This window comes from Marinilabilia salmonicolor, assembly GCF_003003035.1.
GTDB classification, from domain to species: domain Bacteria; phylum Bacteroidota; class Bacteroidia; order Bacteroidales; family Marinilabiliaceae; genus Marinilabilia; species Marinilabilia salmonicolor_A.
In genome coordinates this window covers 171,121-195,274 of record NZ_PVTS01000006.1, presented here as the reverse complement: position 1 = coordinate 195,274, position 24,154 = coordinate 171,121, and the positions used below count along the sequence as shown (strand labels likewise).

Genomic DNA, 24,154 nt, shown 5'->3' with positions numbered 1-24,154 from the left:
ATGAATAAAAAATATATTATTGCGTTAATGGTTCCTGTCATCTCGCTGTTTGTTGGATGTGAGGATAAACTTGATACGCAACCGGAAGGATCCATTATTACCTCTGATCAGAAGGAGGAAGTTGTGAGTAAGGATCCCGATAAAGCTGTTGCTGGGGTGAATGCCATTTTTGCTCAGTTTAGTCAGTATATGCCCAATGAGGATGCAATTGGTGCTGAGCGTCATAATGATTTCGGGTATCCCTCTGTTATGTTATTCACTGATGCCAATGGTTATGATGTGGTGAGTGAAGATAATGGTTATAACTGGACAGGTAACAGCCTGGATTACTCCGATAGAGACTATACTTCCTATGAGAGCCAGATTATTTGGAACGATATGTATTCAATGATCTATGCAGCTAATAATGTTATTGCTAACATTCCAGCTGATGTTGAGGATCCTACTTCTCAGTTCTATTTGGCACAGGGGTTGGCAACCCGGGCTTTCAATTATTGGGTTTTGGCCCAACTATATCAGTTTAAATATGTTGGGCATCAGCAAGAGCCTTGTGTTCCTATTATAACTGATGAAAATGCTGAAGTTGCTGCCCAAAATGGAACACCTCGCAGCAGTGTAGAAGAAGTATATAGTTTAATTAGTTCTGACATTTCAGCAGCTTTGGAATTACTGGAAAGTGCAAAACAGTCTGGAATAACCAGAACTGTTATAACAGAAAAGGCTGAGGATAAACGATTCTTTAGTTTATATGTTGCTTATGGCCTTAGAGCACGTATTAATTTAAGTATGGAGAAATGGACTGAAGCTGCCGCCGATGCCACTAAGGCAATTGAAAATGCCATGGCGGATGGTGTTAGTCCTGCCGGGATTTCTGATGTTAGCAAGCCTTCTTTCTGGACCATGGACGAGCCAAACTGGATGTGGGGAATTAAAATAGCAGAAACTGACGATGTTGTTACTTCAGGTATTGTGAACTGGTTATCTCATATGGGATCTCTAAATTATGGATATGCCTGGTATTCGAAAGGAAAACAAATCAATAAAGCTCTTTATGAAACTATTGAAGAGGATGATGTTAGAAAAGGTTGGTGGTTAGATGAATATCAAGAATCTCCGAATCTTAATAATGCTTATGAAGGAATAATTGCTGATTATGATTTTGCCCCTTTTACTCAAGTGAAATTTGCACCGTATAATGAAGAGGCTGGTTCTTCAACTAATGCCAGTGATATTCCTTTGATGCGTATTGAGGAGATGTATTTGATTAAAGCCGAAGCACAGGCAAAAGGTGGAGCTCCTGATGCTGGAAAGACTACACTGGAGGAATTTGTTAAAGCTTACCGAAATCCAGCTTATGTTTGTGAGGCCACTTCTCCAGATGGAATTCAGGAAGAAGTCTTCCGTCAACGTCGCATTGAATTGTGGGGAGAAGGATTAAACTGGTTTGATGTTATGCGGTTAGAAACAGGTGTTGATCGTAGAGGTGGTGGTTTTCCAAATGCTACCATGGTGTTTAATATTGCACCGGATGATCCGATTTTGTTGTGGAGAATACCTGAGTCAGAGATTCAGGCCAATCCTGGATTGTCAGAAGGCGATAATAATCCTTCTGTTCCTGCTCCGGAACCGGTTGCTGATCTTTAATGTTTTACCCTAAAGAATATTCAAATATGAAACTAAATAAAATTTTTATAGCAATTTCAGTCCTGGCAGTTTTTACATTTAGTGCCTGTGATGATTTTGAAGATTCGGTTACTCCAAGTCCTGAAGTGCCGGAAGGATGTCAGGGAGTTTATTTTCCTGCATCTAATCCCCAATTGATAGAATTGGAGCCAACTGAAGCTACAGAGATGACTCTTACTATAGCGCGTGAGGTTTCTTCAGGTGCAGTAGAGGTTCCTATTGTTCAGGAAATAAATGATGATGATGTATTCGAGGTTCCTGAAACAGTTAGTTTTGCAGATGGCGAGACAGAAGTGGATTTTAAAGTTACTTTTCCGACGGCTGCTGAAGGTACAACATATAACCTGAAACTTGCTGTTGAAGGAGATGAATTTGTAAATCCTTACTCTTCTCAAATACCCTATGTTGAAGCCAATGCTACAAGGATTCAATGGGTTTCTGTTGATGAGCCAATGATTTATGTGGATGGCGCATTTTCCGGAGGATATGGAGTAAGTTCTTATCCAATGTATGTTCAGGCAGAAAAAGCAGAAGTCTCAGGGGCTGTACGTTATAGGTTTAAAAATGTTTATGACGTAGCTACTGGCACTGATGAAGATGGAATTCATGACGGATATCCGTATAACGATCCAGGCGATTTTGATGAAAGTAAAGATTATACTACTACAATTGAGATTGATAATGCAACAGGAGAAGTTTTTATGTTTGCCCATGAGATTGGTGTTGACTGGGGGTATGGAATGATTTCTATAGGATCATTGTTTGGAAATATCTCTGATGATAAAGATGCAAATCCACTTGGGAGGAAAAATGGAGATGTAATTACATTTCCAGCATCATCTTTATATTTCAGTGAAGCTGGATATAATAATGGTGCTGCTTATGGAGCTTCAAGTCCAACTATTATTTATATGACCAAGGAAGCTTTCATTGCTGCTAACCTAAAAATTGAAGACTTCAATGATGTCGAATATGAAGAGATTCCTGGTGAAGTAGGAGAATATGAATCTAATGCTTATAGTGATGTTTGGAGTCAATCTATTTCCGCAGCAATAGATGCTGATCCTGATAATGAGGAGAGTGAATACAAAAACTTATTCTATCTCTCTGATTTATATGCTGGCGGTTACGGACTTGCTTTTTACTATTACGAAGAAGATGGCAAGGTTATAATTCCTGAAAATCAGGCTACCGGCCTAGAGTATATGGGACAAATGGTTTACGTTTCACCCAGCGGTGATATTGATACTTCTGTTGAAGTTAATTCAAAAGGTGTAACCATTTATTCTTTAGGACTGATGTTCCATTATGAAGATGGTACCATCCTCGGCGAATTCTCTGAGATCTTTTATTACTCTGAAGAAGCTGTTTCTTATAGTAAATCGGACTTTATGGGTGATTTTATAATGTCTGGTGAATCTCAATTTGGTGATGGTCCTACAGAAATGGAAGTTTCAATTTCAGAAGGTAGCGATGAAAGCTCTTTGATTATTACTGGTGTTGATTATGCCGTTGAAATCATTGCTGATTTTGATGCTGCAAACAGTATGTTGTCTATTGCTCCACAAACTTTGCCTGATTTTGAACTGAGTAGTGGCGTTTATGATGCAACTCTTTACACTACTGATGCCGGTGGTGTTAGTACTACCTCAGTGATTGATTTTACCTTCAACATGCAAGGCAACCTTATTATTGCTGAGTCTAGTGTAGGTGATGGATATTTAATTGATAGTGAAGCCGCAGGTGGCTGGGTTGATGGATATTATGACTTGGTATTCACACCTGTTGAGGAAGAAACGAAATCAGCTAGTGTAGAAGCAGGAAGTTATAGAGGTCTTACTGTTTTCTCTACCTTAAAGGAAAGAACCGAAGATGTAGTATCCGGTCCTGATTTTTCAATTCAGGGAAATAAAATGTCTAAGAAATCTTTAAAGAAGAACCTGCCAAATAGTGTGATTTTTTAATTATTTCGATATTTGATTAAGGAAAGGGATCGTTTCAGTTTTAATGAAACGGTCCCTTTTTGATTTATATATGGTTGTATTGATGTTTTTGGAGAGTAGAAAAAACTGATTTTACTAGTTCCGTTCGACAAACGTTTTATTTGCCTGATTTTGGTAAAGTGATGTTCATTTTGATATAGGAAGCACCGGCAAAGATCTTTTGTCGGTGCTTTTTTGTTGACTGATAACCCAAACTTCCGCTTCATCCAGCTGTCCCGTTTTCGCCAGCAAAACGAATGAACTTTGTTTTTCTCCCAGGATAAAGGAAAAGTATGGTGATGAAACTACCTTTCAATCCGTTTGTTCCAGCTCCGGGGGGCGACAGCATGGTAGCTTGTATATGACAGGATAAAGGGTAAAGCCCCGGCACGGGTGAAAGAATTAGATTTGGTTGTTGTGTTTTTACCGGAGCTGTTCTCTTTCTTTCGGTTATTGTTGGCCTCTTTCAGAGACCTCGTAGTGTCGGTCGATTATCCCCGGGCTCATTCCGGCTTCGCCTTCATGGCCCGGGGTTATTCAAATTTGCCCCTTTCAGGGACGTTAGGAGAGGTGTTTTAATCGGAGCTGTTCTCTTTCTTTCGGTTTTTGTTGGCCTCTTTCAGAGACCATGTGGTGTCGGTCGATTAACCCCGGGCTCATTCCGGCTTTGCCTTCCTGGGCAGGGGTTGTCTTTCAAAGATCTGAAATTAAATCGTTAAGTTTAAATGATTGTTTTTGATAAAACACAGAATGTCAATGTCTTACGATTTTATCTAACCTATAGCTTCTAATGTCTAAAGATCTATTGATCATTCCTTCCCGGGTTTTAATCTTAGAGATTTTCTTTCCTTCTATTATTTTAGATGAGCTTACACCTATCTGCTGATTTCTTCTGCTATTACTCTTTATAGGATATTTAACTTTTGTTAGGTGTTTTGAGGTTTTGAGAGGATTGTTGCTTTTCTTTATTTCATTTTCAGGGGTAATAAAATGAAACCAAAAAATTTTGTAAGTAATTGAAATAAAGGCTTAATGAAAAAATTAAACGAAACATATAAAAACAGGGGGTGGCGATCAATTATTTGTATTAAACAGATTGATGGAGTGAAAAAATGAAGGGGTGGTTCAGCAAAAAGGTAATTATTTGGAGGAATTTAGGCTTTATAAATTGTTTTTTGCTGTAAAAAATACTTTTAATATTTTGAGTTGTTGAAAAAAAGCCTAATTTTGTAACAAACAATAACCACGACTTATTGTTTTGTCAAGAGCTTTAGAGACTTTATTGTTGACATTATTGTTGATGAAAATTGACATTTGTTTTCAGAAATTGTAATTTGATTTCATTGTCCTATATTTTTAATTTTAAACCTATTAATCTATGAAGAAAGTACTTTTAGCACTTTCGTTCCTCATGGTAATTGGGCTGGGGTCTGTTCTGGCACAAGCCCAAACCATAAGTGGAACTGTTACGGGAAGTGAAACCGGGGAGCCTGTTCCGGGTGTTTCCGTATTCGTTAAAGGCACTACTATTGGTACAGTTACCAATATTGATGGTGCTTATTCTTTGAATGTACCTGAAGGTTCAGAAACTTTGGTCTTTTCCTTTATTGGTATGCAGACTCAGGAAATTGCTCTCAGCGGACAAACCACCGTTGATCTAGCAATGGTTGATGAGGCCATTGCCATGGATGAAGTGGTGGTAACTGCATTGGGGATTTCAAGAGAGAAGAAATCTTTGGGGTATGCGGCTCAGAACGTAAATGCAGAGGAGTTGACTGCTGCAAATAATTCAAGTCCGATCTCTGCCCTTGCAGGTAAGGTGGCAGGTGTTCAGATTTCAGGATCTAATTTTGCCGGTTCACAAAATGTTTTGATTCGTGGAGCAAGTTCGCTGACAGGGAACAATCAGCCGCTTTATGTGGTTGATGGTGTGCCGTTGGATAATCAAAACTTTAATACTACCAGCACTCAATCAGGAGGTGGTGGAATTGATTATGGATCAATGGTCAATGACCTGAATAGTTATGATATTGAAAGTGTGAATATACTTAAAGGTAGTGCTGCTTCTGCTCTGTATGGTAGCCGTGGACAGAATGGTGTGATAATGATAACCACAAAGTCAGGTACCAGAGGAAGGAAAGACTTTAGTGTGGAAGTTAATTCGGGTGTTACATTTGAGGAAATTTCAGTTTTGCCTCCTTTGCAAAGAGAATATGGTGGAGGATATGGTGGTTTTGGTTCTACCACTATCAACGGAGTAGAATATCAAACGGTGTCGTATGATACCGATGAAAGCTGGGGCCCCAGATATGAAGGGCAACAGGTTTTGCATTGGTGGGGTATATCTGACTACGAACAGGGGATTACATCAACCCCGCAAACGGGAGAATGGAAAGCTCCTGAAAATGATGTGGAAGATTTCTTTGAAACAGGAGTTGCTTATCAAAATTCTGTTTCTGTAAGTACTTCCAGTGAAAATTCTGCTTTGCGGGTCGGGTATAGCAATGTTAATAAGACAGGTACCATCCCTAATTCCAGCCAGGATAAGCACACATTTAACATCAATGGTTCATCAAGTTTCTTTGATGAAGTTTTGGAAGTGAAGTCAACCGTTAATTATGTTGATACCTATACAAAAGGCCGGCCTATTTTCGGGTATCATGATAATTCAGTTTTTCAGAAGTTCTTTCAATGGGGACAGCGTCAGCTGGATATGGATAAACTCAGTAATTATAAAAATCCTGATGGCACTCAAAGAACCTGGAATAGAATTTCGGTAAATAATCCAAATCCTTTGTATTCAGACAACCCTTACTGGACTGTTAATGAAAACTATTCAGATGATGACAGAAAACGGATTTATGGAACCGCTGGGCTGAAAATTAATATCACTGATTATTTAAGTGCTGAAGGAAATGTCTATCTGGATACTTATACCTTTAATACCAGGGAGCGTGTGGCTCCGGGATCACAGGCTTTGTCGGCTTATGAATCCAGTACCCGCCAGTTTGTTGAAACCAATTATGAAGGAAAGATTAGTTTCAATGACAATTTTGGCGACTTGAATTTAATGGGGACGCTGGGAGCTAATAGACGAGTTTCTGAATATAACAGGGTTACTTCCGAGACCGATGGAGGATTGGCAGTTGGTGGTTTGTGGAATGTAAATAACTCCAATAACATGCCGATTGTTGAGACATATAAGGAAGAACGTGAAGTTAACAGCTGGTTTGCTATGGCAAGTGTAGGGTATAGAAATTTAGCATATGTTGATATTACTGCCCGAAAAGATTTTGATTCTACTTTGCCAAATGGAGATAATAGTTATTTTTATCCTGCTGCTTCATTTAGTTTTATTCCTTCAGAGGTTATTGACGTTAATTGGATGAACTTTGCCAAAGTAAGGTTTAATATCTCACGTACAGGTAATGGTACCGATCCTTATCGTGTAATCCAAACCTATCTTGTTGGTGATGCCTTTAATAATACCCGGCAATTTTCTAATAACAGACGCCTCAATTATCCTGATCTGAAACCTGAATCTACGTCAGAGATAGAGTTTGGATTGGAGGGAGCTTTCCTTGCAAACAGAGTCGGATTTGATTTTAGCTGGTATAAGAGAAATACTACGGATCAGATTGTACCAATTGAGATAAGTGGATCCACCGGTTTTACTTCAAAGGTTATTAATGCCGGAGAAATTGAGAATAAGGGGGTTGAAGTTTTAGTTTATGGTACACCCGTGAAAATTTCCGATTTCCAATGGGATATAAGTGTCAATTATTCTAAAAATGACAATGAAGTTGTTGAACTTCCTGCCGGTCTTGATAAACTTCAGATTGCTGCTGCCCCCTTTGGAGGAGCTTACCTGAATGCTTCAGTTGGTGATCCTTATCAGATGTTGTGGGGCTATGACTATGTGTATGATGACAGTGGAAATAAAATTGTTGATCCTGATACCGGATTTTATCAGAGATCAGCTTTGAAGAAGATTGGTTCTGCTTTGCCTGATTACAATTTGGGAATCCGGAATGCTTTTAAATATAAAAATTTTGATGTTAGTGTATTGTTGGATATTCAGCAGGGAGGAACTTACTACTCGCTTTCTCATATGTGGGGGATGTATTCAGGTATGTTGGAAGCTACTGCACAACCTACATCTGGTGGAAATACAATACGTGAAGATGGAATTGTTGTGCCCGGTGTATTGCCTTCAGGAGAACCTAATGATATAACAATTGCTGCCGAAGATTATGGTGCTTATCATTACCATGGTATGGGAACGCCTAGTGCCACAAGCTTTTTTGATGCCTCTTATGTGAAGTTAAGGGAGGTGACATTTGGCTATACTTTGCCGAAATTTGCTGATTTTGTTGAAAAAGCAAGGGTTTCTTTCTACGGACAAAACCTTTTTGTCTGGGGACTGGATCAGGAAGGTGTTGATCCGGAATCAACAGTAGGAGGATCCGGTAATATTCAGGGAATGGAAGGCGGCTTGATTCCCGCAACCCGTTCTTATGGGATGAATGTTCAAATTACATTTTAAACATTAAAAGAAGTAAATTATGAGAATTTCAAAATATATAACATTCTTAGTATTGGGAGCTTTTTTGTTTTCGGCTTGTGAAGTTGATTACATTGAGAACCCCAATGAACCGGAAGTGCCTCCTACTGCCGGATTGATGAGCCGCGTTCAGAAGCAGCTTATGAATGATACCCGTGATGAATGGTTCTCGGGACGTATGGCACTCCTCTGGGTGCAATACTGGAATCAGGTTAACTATACCGAAGAAGATCGTTTTCAGTATCGTGAAACTGTAAATAAAGCCGGATGGGATGATATTTATGGTAATGCACGTGATCTAAAATCGATTATTGATATAAATACCGATCCTGAACTTAAAGTTGATGCTGCGCTTGACGCACCTAACGACAATCAAATTGCCGCTTCAAGAATAATGCTTGCATATATTTTTCAGCTTGCAACTAATGTTTGGGGGGATATTCCTTATTATTCTTATGGTGCCGGAAATGGTGATTTCACGGCATTGCAAGGTGATGCTGATGTACTTTCTCCTTCTTATGCCCGTCAGGCTGATATTTATGCCGATTTACTGAAAGAGTTGGACGAGGCTCAGGCAATGATTATTGAAAATGCAAATATGATTGGCGGAGATAATCTTTTTAGCGGCGATGCTGTTCAATGGAAAAAATTTGCCAATTCTCTTAGACTAAGAATTGCTAACCGGATAAAGAGTGCTAACCCGACTCTGGCTAATGAGCACATTACCGGGGCTCTTGATGCCGGTGTTTTTGAGTCAAACGGGGATAATGCTGTAATTAACTTTGAAAATTCTGCATTGAATGGGGCCCCGATGTATCGGGCTTTCTATGTTGAAAATCGAACCGACTTTGCACCTTCTTATTCTTTCGTGGAACTATTAAAAGGTAATCGTGGTCCGTTTGGTATGGAAGATCCTCGTTTGCCAATCTATGTTGCTCCCAATGGAGATGGGTTTTATTATGGTGTACCTTTGGCAAGTGGAAACGGTCCTGTCAGAACCTATGTTCATGAATCTCTTCCTGGTGATAAAGTTCTTTCATCTACTTATGGAGAAGTATATATGGAGTATTCAGAAGTATGCTTTATCATGAGTGAACTTAACGGGTGGGATCAAACCTGGTATGAACAGGGAGTTGAAGCTTCTATGAGAAAGTGGGGAGTTGACGGGACTGATATACAGTCTTATCTGGATAATCTTCCTCCGGCTTCCGAAGAAAATGTGATGACACAGAAATACATTGCCTTATATATGCAACCTTATGAAGCATGGACCGATCTTCGTCGCACCGGATATCCAACAACGTTGATAAAACCAAATGAGACTTATACTGTGACTACTCAGTTCTATAATGATGAGGATCAACTTGAAACTCTTGAACAGGAATTTACTTTTGATCCGATTGTTGATTTGAGTACTGACTTACCCGCCAGAGTGAGTTACCTTTTAAATGAGGCGAGTGTAAACTCATTTAACTTGGATGAAGCTATATTTAATATGGGAGGCGATGCTATGGATACGCCCATGTGGTGGATGGAATAAGCAAAGATTTTTAATCTGGCTATTATTTCCCGTAATAGTTTTTGTGAGGGGCAGTGCTTTCGGGCGCTGTCCCTTTTTTTGTGTGGGAGGCTTCCGGGATTTTCTTTCTGGCCGGGGCGGTAGAGGATGGAAGAGGTTGAGCCCTGAGGCTGAGGCTAATATTGAGGAAAAATGTTTTTGATTCGGTCAATCAAACTTGTATCAGGGGAAAAATGTTTTGTACGTGTCGCCCCATCCGGGGCTTATTTCGTTTAACTTGAACAATCTATCTGCCAAACTGCCGCCCCATCCGGGGCTGTAACATTCAGTCAGGAAAAAATGATGTGAGCTGTTTATTTTCTTTGGTAAGGAGATTCCTCCTGAAAACATCCGCAATTATCGATGTATTTGCTCCAGCCCCAGCGGGGCGACAGTATGGTAGAGAATGTAACAATATAAAAGATGAAGCCCCGGAGGGGTGACAGAAAGAGATTTGGTTGTTGTGTTTTTCCCGGGATTGTTCTCTTTCTTCCGGTTATTGTTGGCCTCTTTCAGAGACCGTGTGGTGTCGGTCGATAAACCCCGGGCTCATTCCGGCGATGCCTTTATGGCCCGGGGTTATTGACTATCGTCGATCTTCGATTCATGTTTGTCCCTTTCAGGGACGTGAGGTTTACAATACAACAGATGGATGCTTTTTTACAAAGTTTGTTTTCACTTTGTTTAAAGGGTTTGCCTTAGTTATGGATTACGTCCCCGGAGGGGGCCAATATGAGTAACCCCGGGGGAATCCCGGGGTGTGCATGACTACAAGAACCCGGGTCCCCGGAGGGGGCCAACAAATTAAGTCATTAGAAATTACTATCTTTAAGATAACCTTAGAAATTAACTTAATCTTATTCCTATGTCCAGTTATCGTCAAATCTATTATCATCTTGTTTTTCGCACCAAGAATAGTCAGCGGGTATTATTTGAAGATGGCCGTTCTTCACTATTCGGATATATATGGGGAATTGTGAAAGAGAAACAATCTCATTTATACCGGATCAATGGTGTTGAAGATCATATTCATTTGTTGACAGATTTACATCTCTCCATTGCTCTTGCCGATTTTGTTCGAGATATAAAAACAGCTTCTTCCAGTTGGATTAAGGACCAGGGGGGCTTTCCACTTTTTAACGGCTGGGGAGTTGGATACTGCGCACTTACCTGTGGATATCAAGATAAGGATGGCATAATAGAATATATTAAAAATCAGCAGTCTCATCATAAAAAGGAGACCTTCAGGGCGGAGTATGAGCGACTTCTTATTGAAAGTGGGGTAGATATTGATTATCGGTATTTTCTGAATGATTAGTAGTTGGCCCCCTTCGGGGACCGTGTAATGCCATTGCTCAAGCCCCGGGCTCATTCCGGCTTTGCCTTCATGGCCCGGGGTTATTCAAATTTGCCCCTTTCAGGGACGTGAGGAGAGGTGTTTTTACCGGGATTGTTCTCTTTCTTTCAGTTATTGTTGGCCTCTTTCAGAGACCGTGTGGTGTCGGTCGATTAACCCGGGCTCATTTCGGCTTTGCCTTCCTGGCCCGGGGTTATTGACTATCGTCGATCTTCGATTCAAATTTGCCCCTTTCAGGGACATGAGGAGAGGTGTTTTAATCGGGATTGTTCGCTGTTTTAGTTATTGTTGGCCTCTTTCAGAGACCATGTGGTGTCGGTCGATTAACCCCGGGCTCATTCCGGCTTTGCCTTCCTGGCCCGGGGTTATTGACTATCGTCGATCTTCGATTCAAATTTGCCCCTTTCAGGGACGTGAGATTTACAATGCAACAAATAGACACCATTATACCATATGTTTTTCACTTCTTTTAAAGAGTTTGTCTTAGTTATGGATTACGTCCCCGGAGGGGGCAAATATGAGTAACCCCGGGGGCATCCCGGGGTAGCCTGAACGTGAGCAATCCGGGTCCCCGGAGGGGGCCAACGAACATTCCTGAAATGGCCTCCCTTCTCTAACTGCCAGCCTCCAACCTCTAACCTCCAGCCTCCAGCCTCATTCTTTCTCTCTGTTCACTTAATAAATCCCTCTTTTTCCTTTCATATCTTCCTTTTGATGCTTAAATTGTAATCGACTAAAAGATTAATAAATAATCAAAAAGAATCAATGAAGACTGATAATCGGCATGTTGTACATTTTGACCTGGACTCATTTTTTGTATCGGTGGAGCGGTTGATGAACAGTCGTCTTAACGGGGTGCCGGTAATTGTGGGGGGGATGAGCGACCGGGGAGTGGTGGCAGCCTGTAGTTATGAGGCCCGGCAGTTTGGAGTGCATTCCGCCATGCCCATGAAGCTGGCCCGTCGTCTTTGTCCCCATGCCTTTTATGTGCGTGGCGACATGGATGAATACAGCCGTTACTCACGTATGGTGACACAGATCATTGATGAGTCGGCACCCCTGTACGAGAAAGCATCTATTGATGAGCACTACCTCGACCTTACGGGGATGGATCGTTTTTACGGCTGTCTGAAATGGAGTCATGAATTGCGCAACAAGATCATCCGGGAGACGGGCTTACCCATTTCTTTCGGATTGTCGGTAAACAAAACCGTCTCGAAAATTGCCACAGGTGAGGCCAAGCCGAACGGGGAGAAACAGGTGCTTTTTGAAGAGGTAAAACCCTTTTTGTGGCCACTATCCATCAGTAAAATACCGATGATCGGGCCTGCCACCTACAAGTTACTCCGATCGATGGGCATTGAGCGTATTGAAACGCTGGGACGCATGCCTCCCGAGATGCTGCATCATGCTATGGGGAAGAACGGGCTGGAACTCTGGCGACGGGCCAATGGCATAGATCTTTCACCGGTGGAGCCTTACACGGAGAGGAAATCCATTAGCAGTGAGCGCACCTTTGAGCAGGATACCGGAGATATGAAGATGTTGATGGGGCTGGTGGTTAAAATGACTGAAAAGCTGGCCTATCAGTTGCGCGCCGGGGAGAAATTGACCGGGTGTATCACAGTCAAGATTAAGTATAGCGATTTTGATACCCGCACGCTTCAAAAAACAGTTCCTTACACATCCTTCGACCATTTGCTTATTCCCATTGCCAAGGAGTTGTTGACGCGTCTCTATACGCGCCGTGTGATGATACGCCTTATAGGAGTGAAGCTCTCACACCTGGTGAGTGGGGCCCCTCAACTTGATCTGTTTGAGGATACACCCCGTCAGGTGCAGTTGTACCGGGCGCTGGATTATGTGCGACACAGGTATGGGGCAGGCGCTGTGGGAAGAGCGGTGTAGGGGCATGGAGCGAGGTGAATGGAGCAAAGAGCTGAGGCTGACTTTTTATAGTTCTATTTTTCCTTTTCATGGTGGGTCAGCCCTGGCGGGGCGATAGTTTGGCAGCAATAATATTGTTGTGTTTTTAAAAGGCCGAAGGTCTTTAAGCAATAGCCTGGGGCAACGCCCCAGGAAAATTTTAATACCTCTCTACCCGCGGTTTATTGGTCGCGACGCGACCAATAAACCGCGGGGTTGGGAGGGGAATTGCAACCCCAGGGCGTTGCCCAGGGCTGTTGCTCTCAGGCTTTCAGCCTGTTTCCGTATTCCCTGCTATATTGTTTTATGTATAAGGTAGTTTAAGTTTTCTCGTTCGGAAAAGAAGGAGGAACAAGAAAATCTCAACAAGAAACACGATAATTGATAACTGCAAAATCATACTATAGTCTCAGGTTCGGGACACTTTCGCCCGAAGAGCTGGCAGCACAGGCTGCCGCTAAGGGTATTGATACGCTTGTTTTTACCGATATCAACAACACCTCCGGGATGTTTGAGTTTGTGAAAGCCTGCCGGGAACAGGGGGTCTCGGCTCTGGCAGGCATAGAGTTTCGCAACGATAACCGATGGTTGTACACAGGTATTGCCCTGGATTTTGACGGTTTTGGGGAGTTGAATCGTTTTCTGAGTCACTCCCGGTTGCAGCACCTGCCATTGCCGGCGGAGCCGCCTGTGTTTGAGCATGCGGTGGTGGTGTGGCCCTGGGGAGAGCGGGAGCCATCGCAACTTCGGGAGCATGAATATGTCGGAATCCGCCATTTTCAGCAGCGACAGTTGCTTACCTCCAAATGGCGATATCATCAGGATCGTTTGATTGTCTGGCAGCCCGTTACTTTTGCCGATCGCAAGGGGCTGGAATTGCACCGGCATCTGCGGGCCATCGACCGCAATACGCTGCTCGACCGCATCACCCCTGACGATGTGGCATCGGCCTACGACTGGATGGTACCGGAGGGTAAACTGATGGATGCTTTTCAGGATTATCCCGAAATCATCAAAACCACTGAGCAGTTGAAGGGGAACTTGTCCTTTGATTTTGATTTTTCCGGAATAAAGAACAAGCGTACTTATACCGGTAGTCGCCGCGATGACGAGCATCTGTTGCGGCAGTTGGCGCTGGATGGTTTGAAAGAACGATACGGGTTGGCTCATTCGGAAGCCCGGCAACGAGTGGAGAAGGAGCTGGAGATCATCAACAAACTGGGATTTTCGGCTTATTTTTTGATTACCTGGGACATAATCCGCTATTCGCTGGCACGGGGGTTTTATCACGTGGGACGGGGGAGTGGAGCCAATAGTGTAGTGGCTTATTGCTTGAAAATCACGGATGTGGATCCCATCGAGCTGAACCTCTATTTTGAGCGTTTTCTGAATCCTAAACGCTCATCACCTCCCGATTTTGATATCGATTATTCCTGGCGTGAGCGTGAAGAGGTGCAGAACTATATTTTTAAGCGTTATGGTCAAAAACATACGGCGCTGCTGGGGGCTATTTCTACATTTCAGTCCAGAGCTGCCATTCGTGAGCTTGGCAAAGTTTACGGACTGCCCAAAGAGGAGATTGACCGGTTGGTGGTGCAGCCTGCCGGTTTCGTATCCGGCTCTCCCGAACAGCGGATTTTGCAGATGGGCCGGCAGATGGCCGATTTTCCCAATGTGCGTTCCATTCATGCCGGTGGTATTTTGATTTCTGATCGACCTATAACAGATTATACCGCACTGGATCTGCCACCCAAGGGATTTCCGGCCACTCAATGGGATATGTACACCGCTGAGGATATCGGGTTCGAGAAGTTTGATATTTTGTCGCAACGGGGAATTGGGCACATTCGTGAGTGCATCGATATTGTACATGAAAACAGAGGTGAGAAAATTGATATGCACCGTGTGGAGGAGTTTAAGCAGGACGAACAGGTAAAAGAACTTTTGCGCAGTGGGGAGACTACCGGATGTTTCTACATCGAGAGTCCTGCCATGCGTGGCTTGCTGAAAAAACTCCGGTGCGATGATTATCTGACGCTGGTGGCGGCCAGTTCGATTATCCGGCCGGGGGTGGCCCGATCGGGGATGATGCGGGAATACATCCGGCGTTTCCATCAGCCCCATGACTTTGAATATGCCCATCCGGTGATGAAAGAGCAGTTGGGAGAGACTTACGGCGTGATGGTCTATCAGGAAGATGTCATTAAAGTGTGTCACCATTTTGCCGGACTGGATCTGGCAGATGCCGATGTGCTGCGTCGTGCCATGAGCGGAAAGTATCGTTCCAGATCTGCATTTCAGGCCATTGTGGATAAGTTTTTTGAGAATTGCAAGCAGCGTGGATATCCCGAATCGCTGACGGCTGAAGTGTGGCGTCAGATTGAATCATTTGCAGGGTATTCCTTTTCCAAGGCACACTCTGCATCGTATGCAGTGGAGAGTTTTCAGAGTCTCTATCTGAAAGCCCGTTACCCGTTGGAGTTTATGGTAGCTGTGATCAATAATTTTGGCGGGTTTTACGATACCTGGTTGTATGTGAATGAGGCACGCAGGTGGGGCGGAGTCCTTCATCTTCCCTGTGTCAACCGGGGGCAATATGCTACAGCCATTACCGGGAAGGATATTTTTATGGGATTTGTTCATGTGCGGGACCTGGAGCAGAAAACAGCCCGCCGGATTGTTGAAGAACATAACAGAAAAGGCAATTATCATGATTTGGGTGATTTTATCCGGCGAACGGGTACAACAAAGGAACAATTGATTCTTTTGATACGCCTGGGAGCGTTGCGGTTTACCGGAAAAACAAAGCCGGAATTGCTGTGGGAAGCTCATTTGTTGCTTGCCGGCGAACGGAAGCAAACAAAGGGAGAGCGACTTTTTCATGCGGCGACACCCGATTACCGGCTGCCGGAATTTGAGCAGAAACACATCGAAGATGCTTATGATGAGATTGAATTACTGGGTTTTCCTGTCAGTTGTTCCCTTTTCGATCTGCTTCAGACTTCATTCCGGGGCGAATTCAAAGCCGGGGATCTGGAACAGCATGTGGGTAAGCAGGTGCGTATGGTTGGCCAGTTGGTTACCATCAAATACGTACGAACCGTGAACAGACAAATAATGCATTTTGCCACATTTATTGATGCCGCCGGAGAGTTCTTTGATACGGTTCATTTCCCTCAAACACTGAAGCGATGGCCATTTAAGGGGCATGGTATTTACCTTATTTTGGGGAAAATTGTCAGTGAGTTTGGACAGCCTTCCATAGAGGTGGCCAAGATGGCCCCATTGCCCTTGCAGCCCGATCCAAGGGGAGGGAGGTGAGGGATGAGAATTGAGGTCTTGACCTACGAGCTAAGAGCTAAGACCTACGAGCCAATAATGTCTTGCCATCTCATTCATTCCTTTGTAACTTCAGTTAAACAAAACCAACAAGGAGGACCAACAATGACACATTTGGAAGAATATTTGAAAAGAGAGCAGGTCGAATACCGGCGAATCATTCACTCACGCGCCTATACTGCTCAAAAAACAGCTGCCTATGCTCATATTTCAGGAAAGGAGATAGCCAAAACCGTTATGATAAAAATAGACGGACGACTGTGTATGGCTGTTATTCCCGCATCCGGATCTCTGGATACCAGAGCATTAAAGGAGGCTTCCGGAGCCAAAGAGGTAAGACTGGCCACAGAGCCTGAATTCAAAGACAACTTTCCGGATTGTGAAGTAGGGGCAATGCCGCCCTTTGGGAATCTTTACAATATGGATGTGTTTGTATCCACAGAACTTACACAGGATCCATTCATTTCATTCAATGCCTGCAATCACTCGGAGCTGATCCAGATCTCTTACAAAAATTATCAGCGGCTCGTAAATCCTGTTGTGCTGGATATAACCTATCATCCGATTATACATAATTAGTGTCTGTTCATAAAGTACCACTTGCGTCGTTACGCTTGCCGCCAAAATACTCATTTACGATTAGTAAACTCCGTTTTTGGCGGCTTCGCAAGCCTTGCAATTGGCACTTTCTGAACAGACACATGACTAAAAACAAACTTTGCTTAGTTTATAGAAAAACTCTAACAGAATCTGTCTATAAAGTACCACTTGCGTCCCCGAAGGATCGGGGCAGGCTGTTATGCTTGCCGCCAAAATACTCATTTACGATTAGTAAACTCTGTTTTTGGCGGCTTGCCCCACCCATCGGTCGCCAAAGGCTTGCCGACGGCACGGCGCTAAAGCTTTAGGCGGCACGCGGTCGCAAGCCTTGCAATTGGCACTTTCTTGACAAACACATAACCAGAAATAAAATTTGTCTATAGTTTATACAATAGTCCGTTAAACTTTTTCAAAGCTCTGGAAATTAAATCTTTAAGTTTAAATGAGTGTTTTTGATAAAATACAGAATGTCAACATCTTACGATTTTATCTAATCTCTAACTTCTAAAATCTAACGATCTATTGTTATAGACAGGCACTAATTCATGGAATTTTCCCTCCCGTTTTTTCTAATCTGAAAAAAAATTGACAAATTTGCAGTCCGAAAGGAGAGAAGTTATAAAGTATTAAATATTAATGCGCTTTATAGTTTCAATTTGTTACTTTTGAAGAATATTTGTTTAAAAATCTTATAAATCAAATTCGATGAAGATTAAAAGCCCACTTCAGATTGCCAGGGAAAAATATGCTCCCAAGGTTCCGGCTGCATTAAAAGGCAGTGTGAAAGTAGTAGAAGGAGACAAGACCCAATCGGTTGCCGATCAGGGCGAGATAGAAAAAATGTTCCCCAATACCTATGGAATGCCTATTTTGTCATTTGAAGCTTCAGATGAGAAGAAGAACTTTCCTGCGATGAATGTTGGGGTAATTCTTTCAGGTGGTCAGGCACCCGGTGGACATAACGTAATTTCCGGTCTTTTTGATGGTTTGAAAACCCTCAACAGCGATAGTAAACTGTTTGGTTTCCTGGGAGGCCCCAGCGGGTTAACTGATAATGAATATAAAGAACTAACTTCTGATATCATTGATGAGTACCGCAATACCGGTGGTTTTGATATCATTGGATCGGGACGTACCAAACTGGAAGAAGAGTCGCAGTTTGATCAGACGTTGGAAAACTGTAAAAAGCTTGACATTAAAGCACTGGTGATTATTGGTGGAGATGATTCCAATACCAATGCCGCTGTATTGGCCGAATATTTTGCTGCTAAGAATGCAGGTGTTCAGGTGATTGGTGTTCCCAAGACCATTGATGGTGACCTTAAAACTGATATGATTGAGACCTCTTTTGGTTTCGATACTGCCTGTAAGGTATATAGCGAGTTGATTGGTAACATTCAGCGTGATGCCAATTCTGCAAAGAAATACTATCACTTTATCAAACTGATGGGACGCTCTGCTTCTCACATTGCATTGGAGTGTGCATTGCAGGCTCAGCCGAATGTGGCCATTATCTCTGAAGAAGTGGAAGCTAAAAATATGACCCTCGATCAGGTTGTTGACCAGATTGTTGAGGTTGTGGTGAAACGTGCCGAAAAGGGAGAAAACTTTGGTGTGGTACTTGTGCCCGAAGGTTTGGTTGAATTCATTCCTGCCATGAAAGCTTTGATTGCCGAGTTGAACGATATGCTGGCTAAGTACGAGAATGAAGTGAATGCACTGGATTCTAACAAGGAGCGCCGTGAGTTTGTTGCTGGTAAGCTTTCAGCAGAGTCATCCAAGGTGTTTACCGGACTGCCCAACAGCTTTGCCAATCAGTTGCTGCTTGACCGTGACCCTCACGGAAACGTTCAGGTTTCTATGATTGATACCGAGCAGTTACTCAGTGATATGGTTAAGTCGAGAGTTAAAAAGCTTAAGAAAGAAGGTAAGTTCAATGGAAAATTCAGCGGCCAGTCTCACTTCTTTGGATATGAAGGACGTTGTGCTGCACCGTCAAACTTCGATGCAGATTATACTTACTCGCTGGGACGTACTGCTGCAGTATTGATTGCCAACGGAAAAACCGGTTACATGGCTTCAGTTCGAAACCTCACGGCTCCTGCTGATGAGTGGATTGCCGGGGGTGTTCCTGTTACGATGTTGATGAATATGGAGCGTCGTCACGGTGCCATGAAGCCTGTGATTCAGAAAGCACTGGTTAAACTGGATGGTAAGCCGTTTAAAACTTTTGCCGAAAGCCGTAAAGAATGGGGAGAAAACACCGAGTTTGTTTATCCCGGACCCATTCAGTACTTCGGACCCACTGAAGTTTGTGATCAGACGACCAAAACATTGCAGCTGGAGAAGTAAAACAGCCGCAAATGAAACGAGCATGGCAACGATTGCCATAAGAGAACATGTATAAGTTCTTACATGCGAGTTCCATCAGATCAATTACTTAGTTTAATTATATACTGATGAAATAAATTACACTCAACCCGCTTTCAGGCTAATTGCTCTGAAGCGGGTTTTTTCGTTTTTATTGTTATTTTTGTTCGAACAATGGTTCATACTTACCCAATAACTGTCAAACACTAAATAATTAGATGTAGATGTCAAATATTGTTGCCTTAACCGAAGCAGCTTCAATAGGACTGCACAGTATGGTTTTAATTGCCCGTTCTGATGAGGTGTTGAATGTTTTGAAGATTTCTGAATTTATCGGAAGTTCTAAACATCATGTTGCCAAAATTATGCAACGCTTGTCGAAAGCAGGCTTTGTTTCGTCCAACAGAGGTCCTTCCGGAGGCTTTGTGTTAAAGCAATTGCCTTCCGAAATAACGTTGTTGAACATCTACGAAGCCATTGAAGGGCCTTTATCGGTGCAGACCTGCCCGATGGATCGTCCCACTTGTCCTTTTGGTGAGTGTCTTTTAGGAGATATGTCGTTACGCGTATCAGGCGAAATCAGAGATTATCTTGCCGGGCGAACGCTGCAGGATTATTTATAGTATTCAGCCATTTTTACCGACAAACAGGCAGCAATCCCTGCAGTCTCTGTTCGTAATCGGTTTTTGCCCATTACCACCGGTACAAATCCGTTTTTAACGGCCATGTTTACCTCTTCCGGAGAGAAATCTCCTTCCGGGCCAATCAAAATCAGGACATCTTCCTTTGCGCTGTTTTTTGTTAGTTCTGATATTAGTTCCCTGCGTTCACCTTCCATGCAGTGGGCGATGAATTTGTATTTCCCGGGATGATCTGCTTCCAGAAATTTTTTAATGTTGGTTAATTCGTCGATTTCAGGCCGCCAAAGCCTGAGACATTGTTTGGTGGCTGCTGTAATCACCCGCTCCAGACGGGGAAGTTTTATCTGTCTGCGTTCCGACTGATGGCAAAGCAGGGGAGTAACCTTGTCAACACCCAGTTCGGTCGATTTTTCCAAAAACCACTCAAAACGATCAATGCTTTTGGTGGGCGCTATGGCAATGTGACAAGCCGGAGCATCCGGCTCTGCGGTTTCTGTTTGGTCAATTTTGATACTGCATGCCTTTGGTGAGGCTTCTGTGATGGTGCCTAAAACCCTTGTTCCCCTGCCGTTGATTACATGAATCTGATCGCCGGCTTTGTGCCTGAGTACTTTGATACAGTGTTTGGATTCCTCTTCGTTTAGCACACCACCATTGGTGAGTATTTCGGGCTCGTAAAAAATCTGCATATGCTTTATTGATTGAATTCGCATGGTAGGGAGAAGTAGAATTCTGACCCTTTGCCGGGTTCCGAATTAAACCAAATATCTCCTTTCATCATTGCAATCAGGCTCTTTGTGATGGCAAGTCCCAGGCCTGTTCCGCCGAATTTGCGCACGGGTGTTTCATCTACCTGCCTGAAGCGTTCAAAAATAATGTTTTTGTATTTGGGAGCAATGCCGTGTCCGGTATCTTTCACAAAGAAAACGAGGGTTTTTTCATCCCGGATGGTGTAACCGGCTTCGATGGTGCCATGGGTAGTAAATTTAATGGCGTTGGTAACCAAATTCAATAAAAGCTGATGAAGACGGTACTGGTCGGTGACGATGGTAAATACCTCTTTTCTGCTTCCGGGAGAAAGCAAAAACCTGATCTTTTTATCTTTCTGAACCAATAAGCTCTCTGCTATATTTTTAATATTTTGAAGTACCATGTGAAGATCAAATTTCTCATCCTTGATTTTCAGTTGTCCTGATTCAATTTTGGAAATATCAATGATGTCGTTAATGATATTCAGGAGGTTTTCGCCACTGTTTTTGATGACCCTCAAATATTGATATCGTTCATTTTTGTCTAACAGATCGTTTAATATCAGGTCGGTAAATCCCAATATTGCATTCATGGGGGTGCGAATCTCATGCGACATGTTTGCCAGAAAAGCCGATTTTAGGCGATCACTCTCTTCAGCTTTTTCTTTGGCATCTCTGAGTTGATTTTCAAACTCTTTTTGTGACTGAATTTCCGTGATGGTTCCTACCATGCGAAGAGGTTCACGGTTCAGATCTCTTTCGGTTATTTTACCATGAACGGAGAACCATACATATTGATCTCTGTTGTTGATGAGTCGTGCTTCGCACCTGAAAACGGTTGCCAGCCCTCCCTTGTGCATTTGAAAAGCTTCAGAAACCTGTTGATGGTCATCAGGATGAAAAAAGTTCTTGTAATTGGTGGTGTTAAACCCGATTTCGTTGGGATTATTGTATTTTAACAAGCGGGCAAACCGGTGACTGAGAAAGACTTCTCCATTAATAAAATCCACATCCCAGAGTCCTTCGTTGGCTCCATCCAAAGCCAGTTCCAGACGGCTTTCGCTGTAGGCCAGTTCTTTCTCCGCTTTTTTCTTTTGGTTGAGCACCCGGAGCAGAACAATAATCACAATAACCAGAAAACCCAGGACGGAAATAATTATTATAATTTCCTGTTTGAATCTTTGGAAAGGATTTTCCGGTTTATTAAGTAATATACCCGGAGGTGTAAGGCTGTTAAAGTTGAGTCCGTTGCGGTTTGTTTGACGATAATCCAGCGCCAGAATTTCCCGTCCGTGCGTTAACCAGGGTCTGCAGTAGGTTCCGTTTAATGTTTCCTTCATAATAGAGGCTGCTTCACGTCCCTGGTGTATGCCTCTGATGACCACTCCTCCCACGATGAAATTATTGAACAGAAAATCCCAGTTGCTGTAAACCGGCACTTTGCAGTTGTCGATAATCAACGGGGCTTCTTCCAGCATTTCGCGGGGAAATCCGTCCCTGTTGATATACAAACTTAAAAGGTAAATTGCTTTATTAGATGTGCAAATGGCTTGAAGTTCTGAACTAAGTTGTTCGGGAGAATCAGCATGAAGGAATCGATAATTCAGCCAAGTATGTCTTTTGGTGGCCCCGGCAAATTGGTTGGAGAAGATTTGGCCGGAATGAGTGGAGTCAGAAACCACAATTAATTCTTCCAAATTTGGTTGCAGAACCTGAATAATGCTCAGTGTGCTGTCGATGTTTATTTTTTCATCAACCCCTCTAAACTTTGATGTATCCAGACTATATTCGTGTATGTTGTTGATCCCGCAAAATGAAACCGGGACATTACCCCAGATCTCATTTCCGTATTTCAGGAAAAAGTCAAGTGCATTATTGTCACTGAGGATAACGCCGTCTATATTGATGGAGTCGTATTTCTTTGAGAAGAGCTTGTTCAACCCTTTCAGGTAGTCATCACTTTGAAACCTTTTGGAATCCATATATTCTACAAAAACCCTGTAATTTTCTTCAGGAGGTAATTCCTGTAATACCCCTCTGGTGATGTCGGCAGTCCATTTGAAAGTAGGATGATAGGAATTTAGGAGTACAATGTCCTTAAAGTTGTTTTGTGCCGACGGTATTCCCATGGAAGCCAACCATAGCAGTGTTGTGAGAATGACATTTTTCAGGGCTCTTTTTGGGACCATACCGGATTTGTGTTGTTTGAACCAGAACTAAAAGTATATAAATTATTATTAGCCTGCAAGAAGCTCAAAATCTATTTGATTAATTAGTTTCGCAAGCCTGGCAATTGGCACTTTCTGACCAGAAACAGCTCTAAAAACAGAATTTGCTTAGTTTATGGACAGGCACTAATTAGTGAATGTGTTCAGTATAGGACACCTTTTGCCTGATATCGTACACTTTTATGTCAAGTAGGTTTGCTTTAATAATTTGATTTTGTTTAATTTGTTGTTTCTGGTTCGTTTATTGAATAATGACGAGCAAGATAAGAAAACCTGAGCTTTGGAACTACAAATAAAAAACCTTAACAAGATTTACGACAACGGGCATCAGGCCCTGAAAGACGTAAACCTGACTATCCGGGAAGGAATGTTTGGCCTTCTGGGCCCTAATGGCGCCGGGAAGTCAACGCTTATGCGAATTTTGGTGACACTTCAGGAACTGGGCTCCGGTGAAGTGACCATAGATGGTTATTCGCTTTCACATCATCGCAGACAAATCAGACAGATGATTGGTTATCTCCCTCAGGATTTTCGGTTTTTTCCAAAACTAAAGGCCAACGAATTTCTTGATTATGCCGCTTCCCTTGCAGGCATCAAATCTAAAAAAAAACGACGTATGGAGGTGGATCGTCTGCTTGAGCAGGTGGGGTTGACAGATGCTCGTGAGCGTTTTGCCAATAAGCTGTCGGGAGGAATGAAGAGGCGTTTGGGAATTGCACAGGCCCTGATAGGTAATCCTCGTCTTCTGATTGTTGATGAACCCACTACAGGACTTGATCCCGGCGAACGCATCCGTTTTCGTAATATTCTGAGTAATCTGAGTCAGCAGGGAGTCATTATCATTCTTTCCACACACATTGTGGCTGATATTTCCAGTACTTGTCGCTCTATGGCATTATTGGATAATGGCATGGTGAAATATGGCGGCAGTCCCGATGATTTCATTGCACAGTCGAAAGGTTTGGTATGGCGAGCTTCTGTTGGTTTTGAGGAGTTGAAATCTTTAAAAGAGCAATTTCCGGTTATTACCACCATCCCGTCTGTAGAGGGGTATGAGGTGGAGTTGATTGCCCGGGAGAAACCGTTGCGAAATGCCGAAAATATAGAACCCGGACTGGAACATGCTTATGTTTGTTTTATGGAGAATAATGCTTAGA

13 protein-coding genes are annotated in these 24,154 nt (G+C 42.8%); 11 read left to right on the top strand and 2 right to left on the bottom strand.

Features of this window, described 5'->3' with window-relative positions:
- From BY457_RS08085 to BY457_RS08030, 10 genes are all read left to right on the top strand, one after another.
- Window positions 1-1,644 (top strand): RagB/SusD family nutrient uptake outer membrane protein, encoded by a 1,644-nt coding sequence (locus BY457_RS08085; protein ID WP_106152824.1) that lies wholly within the window; start codon window positions 1-3, stop codon window positions 1,642-1,644.
- Between the two features lie 26 nt (window positions 1,645-1,670).
- Window positions 1,671-3,647, top strand: coding sequence for a hypothetical protein (locus BY457_RS08080; RefSeq protein ID WP_106152823.1), 1,977 nt, complete (start codon window positions 1,671-1,673; stop codon window positions 3,645-3,647).
- Window positions 3,648-5,043: 1,396 nt separating this feature from the next.
- Window positions 5,044-8,211 (top strand): SusC/RagA family TonB-linked outer membrane protein, encoded by a 3,168-nt coding sequence (locus BY457_RS08070; protein WP_106152821.1) that lies wholly within the window; start codon window positions 5,044-5,046, stop codon window positions 8,209-8,211.
- Between the two features lie 19 nt (window positions 8,212-8,230).
- Window positions 8,231-9,769 (top strand): SusD/RagB family nutrient-binding outer membrane lipoprotein, encoded by a 1,539-nt coding sequence (locus tag BY457_RS08065; protein WP_106152820.1) that lies wholly within the window; start codon window positions 8,231-8,233, stop codon window positions 9,767-9,769.
- Between the two features lie 883 nt (window positions 9,770-10,652).
- A complete protein-coding gene (tnpA, locus tag BY457_RS08060; protein WP_106152819.1) occupies window positions 10,653-11,105 on the top strand; it encodes an IS200/IS605 family transposase in 453 nt (150 codons plus the stop codon).
- A gap of 804 nt (window positions 11,106-11,909) precedes the next feature.
- On the top strand, window positions 11,910-13,052 hold the full coding sequence (dinB, locus tag BY457_RS08055) for a DNA polymerase IV (protein WP_106152818.1): 1,143 nt from the start codon (window positions 11,910-11,912) through the stop codon (window positions 13,050-13,052).
- A gap of 399 nt (window positions 13,053-13,451) precedes the next feature.
- Entirely contained in the window at window positions 13,452-16,391 is a 2,940-nt protein-coding gene (locus BY457_RS08045; RefSeq protein ID WP_106152816.1) for a DNA polymerase III subunit alpha, read from the top strand.
- 123 nt (window positions 16,392-16,514) lie between these two features.
- On the top strand, window positions 16,515-16,988 hold the full coding sequence (locus BY457_RS08040; RefSeq protein ID WP_106152815.1) for an aminoacyl-tRNA deacylase: 474 nt from the start codon (window positions 16,515-16,517) through the stop codon (window positions 16,986-16,988).
- A 726-nt stretch (window positions 16,989-17,714) separates the two neighbouring features.
- Window positions 17,715-19,361, top strand: coding sequence for a diphosphate--fructose-6-phosphate 1-phosphotransferase (locus BY457_RS08035; RefSeq protein WP_106152814.1), 1,647 nt, complete (start codon window positions 17,715-17,717; stop codon window positions 19,359-19,361).
- 242 nt (window positions 19,362-19,603) lie between these two features.
- On the top strand, window positions 19,604-20,002 hold the full coding sequence (locus BY457_RS08030) for an RrF2 family transcriptional regulator (protein ID WP_106152813.1): 399 nt from the start codon (window positions 19,604-19,606) through the stop codon (window positions 20,000-20,002).
- On the opposite strand, the gene BY457_RS08025 is transcribed toward BY457_RS08030, so the two are convergent.
- Window positions 19,993-20,709 (bottom strand): 16S rRNA (uracil(1498)-N(3))-methyltransferase, encoded by a 717-nt coding sequence (locus BY457_RS08025; RefSeq protein WP_106152812.1) that lies wholly within the window; start codon window positions 20,707-20,709, stop codon window positions 19,993-19,995. The genes BY457_RS08030 and BY457_RS08025 overlap by 10 nt on opposite strands.
- A 5-nt stretch (window positions 20,710-20,714) precedes the next feature.
- Window positions 20,715-22,958, bottom strand: coding sequence for an ATP-binding protein (locus BY457_RS08020; RefSeq protein ID WP_106152811.1), 2,244 nt, complete (start codon window positions 22,956-22,958; stop codon window positions 20,715-20,717).
- Window positions 22,959-23,277: 319 nt separating this feature from the next.
- Here BY457_RS08020 and BY457_RS08015 point away from each other — a divergent pair, with 319 nt between their 5' ends.
- On the top strand, window positions 23,278-24,153 hold the full coding sequence (locus BY457_RS08015; RefSeq protein ID WP_106152810.1) for an ABC transporter ATP-binding protein: 876 nt from the start codon (window positions 23,278-23,280) through the stop codon (window positions 24,151-24,153).
- The last annotated feature ends 1 nt before the right edge of the window (window position 24,154 follow it).

Coding starts and splice junctions, on each gene's coding strand:
- BY457_RS08085 (WP_106152824.1), top strand. CDS start 1: ATGAATAAAAAATATATTATTGCGTTAATGGTTCCTGTCATCTCGCTG.
- BY457_RS08065 (WP_106152820.1), top strand. CDS start 8,231: ATGAGAATTTCAAAATATATAACATTCTTAGTATTGGGAGCTTTTTTG.
- dinB (WP_106152818.1), top strand. CDS start 11,910: ATGAAGACTGATAATCGGCATGTTGTACATTTTGACCTGGACTCATTT.
- BY457_RS08030 (WP_106152813.1), top strand. CDS start 19,604: ATGTCAAATATTGTTGCCTTAACCGAAGCAGCTTCAATAGGACTGCAC.
- BY457_RS08040 (WP_106152815.1), top strand. CDS start 16,515: ATGACACATTTGGAAGAATATTTGAAAAGAGAGCAGGTCGAATACCGG.
- BY457_RS08025 (WP_106152812.1), bottom strand. CDS start 20,709: ATGCAGATTTTTTACGAGCCCGAAATACTCACCAATGGTGGTGTGCTA.
- BY457_RS08035 (WP_106152814.1), top strand. CDS start 17,715: ATGAAGATTAAAAGCCCACTTCAGATTGCCAGGGAAAAATATGCTCCC.
- tnpA (WP_106152819.1), top strand. CDS start 10,653: ATGTCCAGTTATCGTCAAATCTATTATCATCTTGTTTTTCGCACCAAG.
- BY457_RS08070 (WP_106152821.1), top strand. CDS start 5,044: ATGAAGAAAGTACTTTTAGCACTTTCGTTCCTCATGGTAATTGGGCTG.
- BY457_RS08020 (WP_106152811.1), bottom strand. CDS start 22,958: ATGGTCCCAAAAAGAGCCCTGAAAAATGTCATTCTCACAACACTGCTA.
- BY457_RS08080 (WP_106152823.1), top strand. CDS start 1,671: ATGAAACTAAATAAAATTTTTATAGCAATTTCAGTCCTGGCAGTTTTT.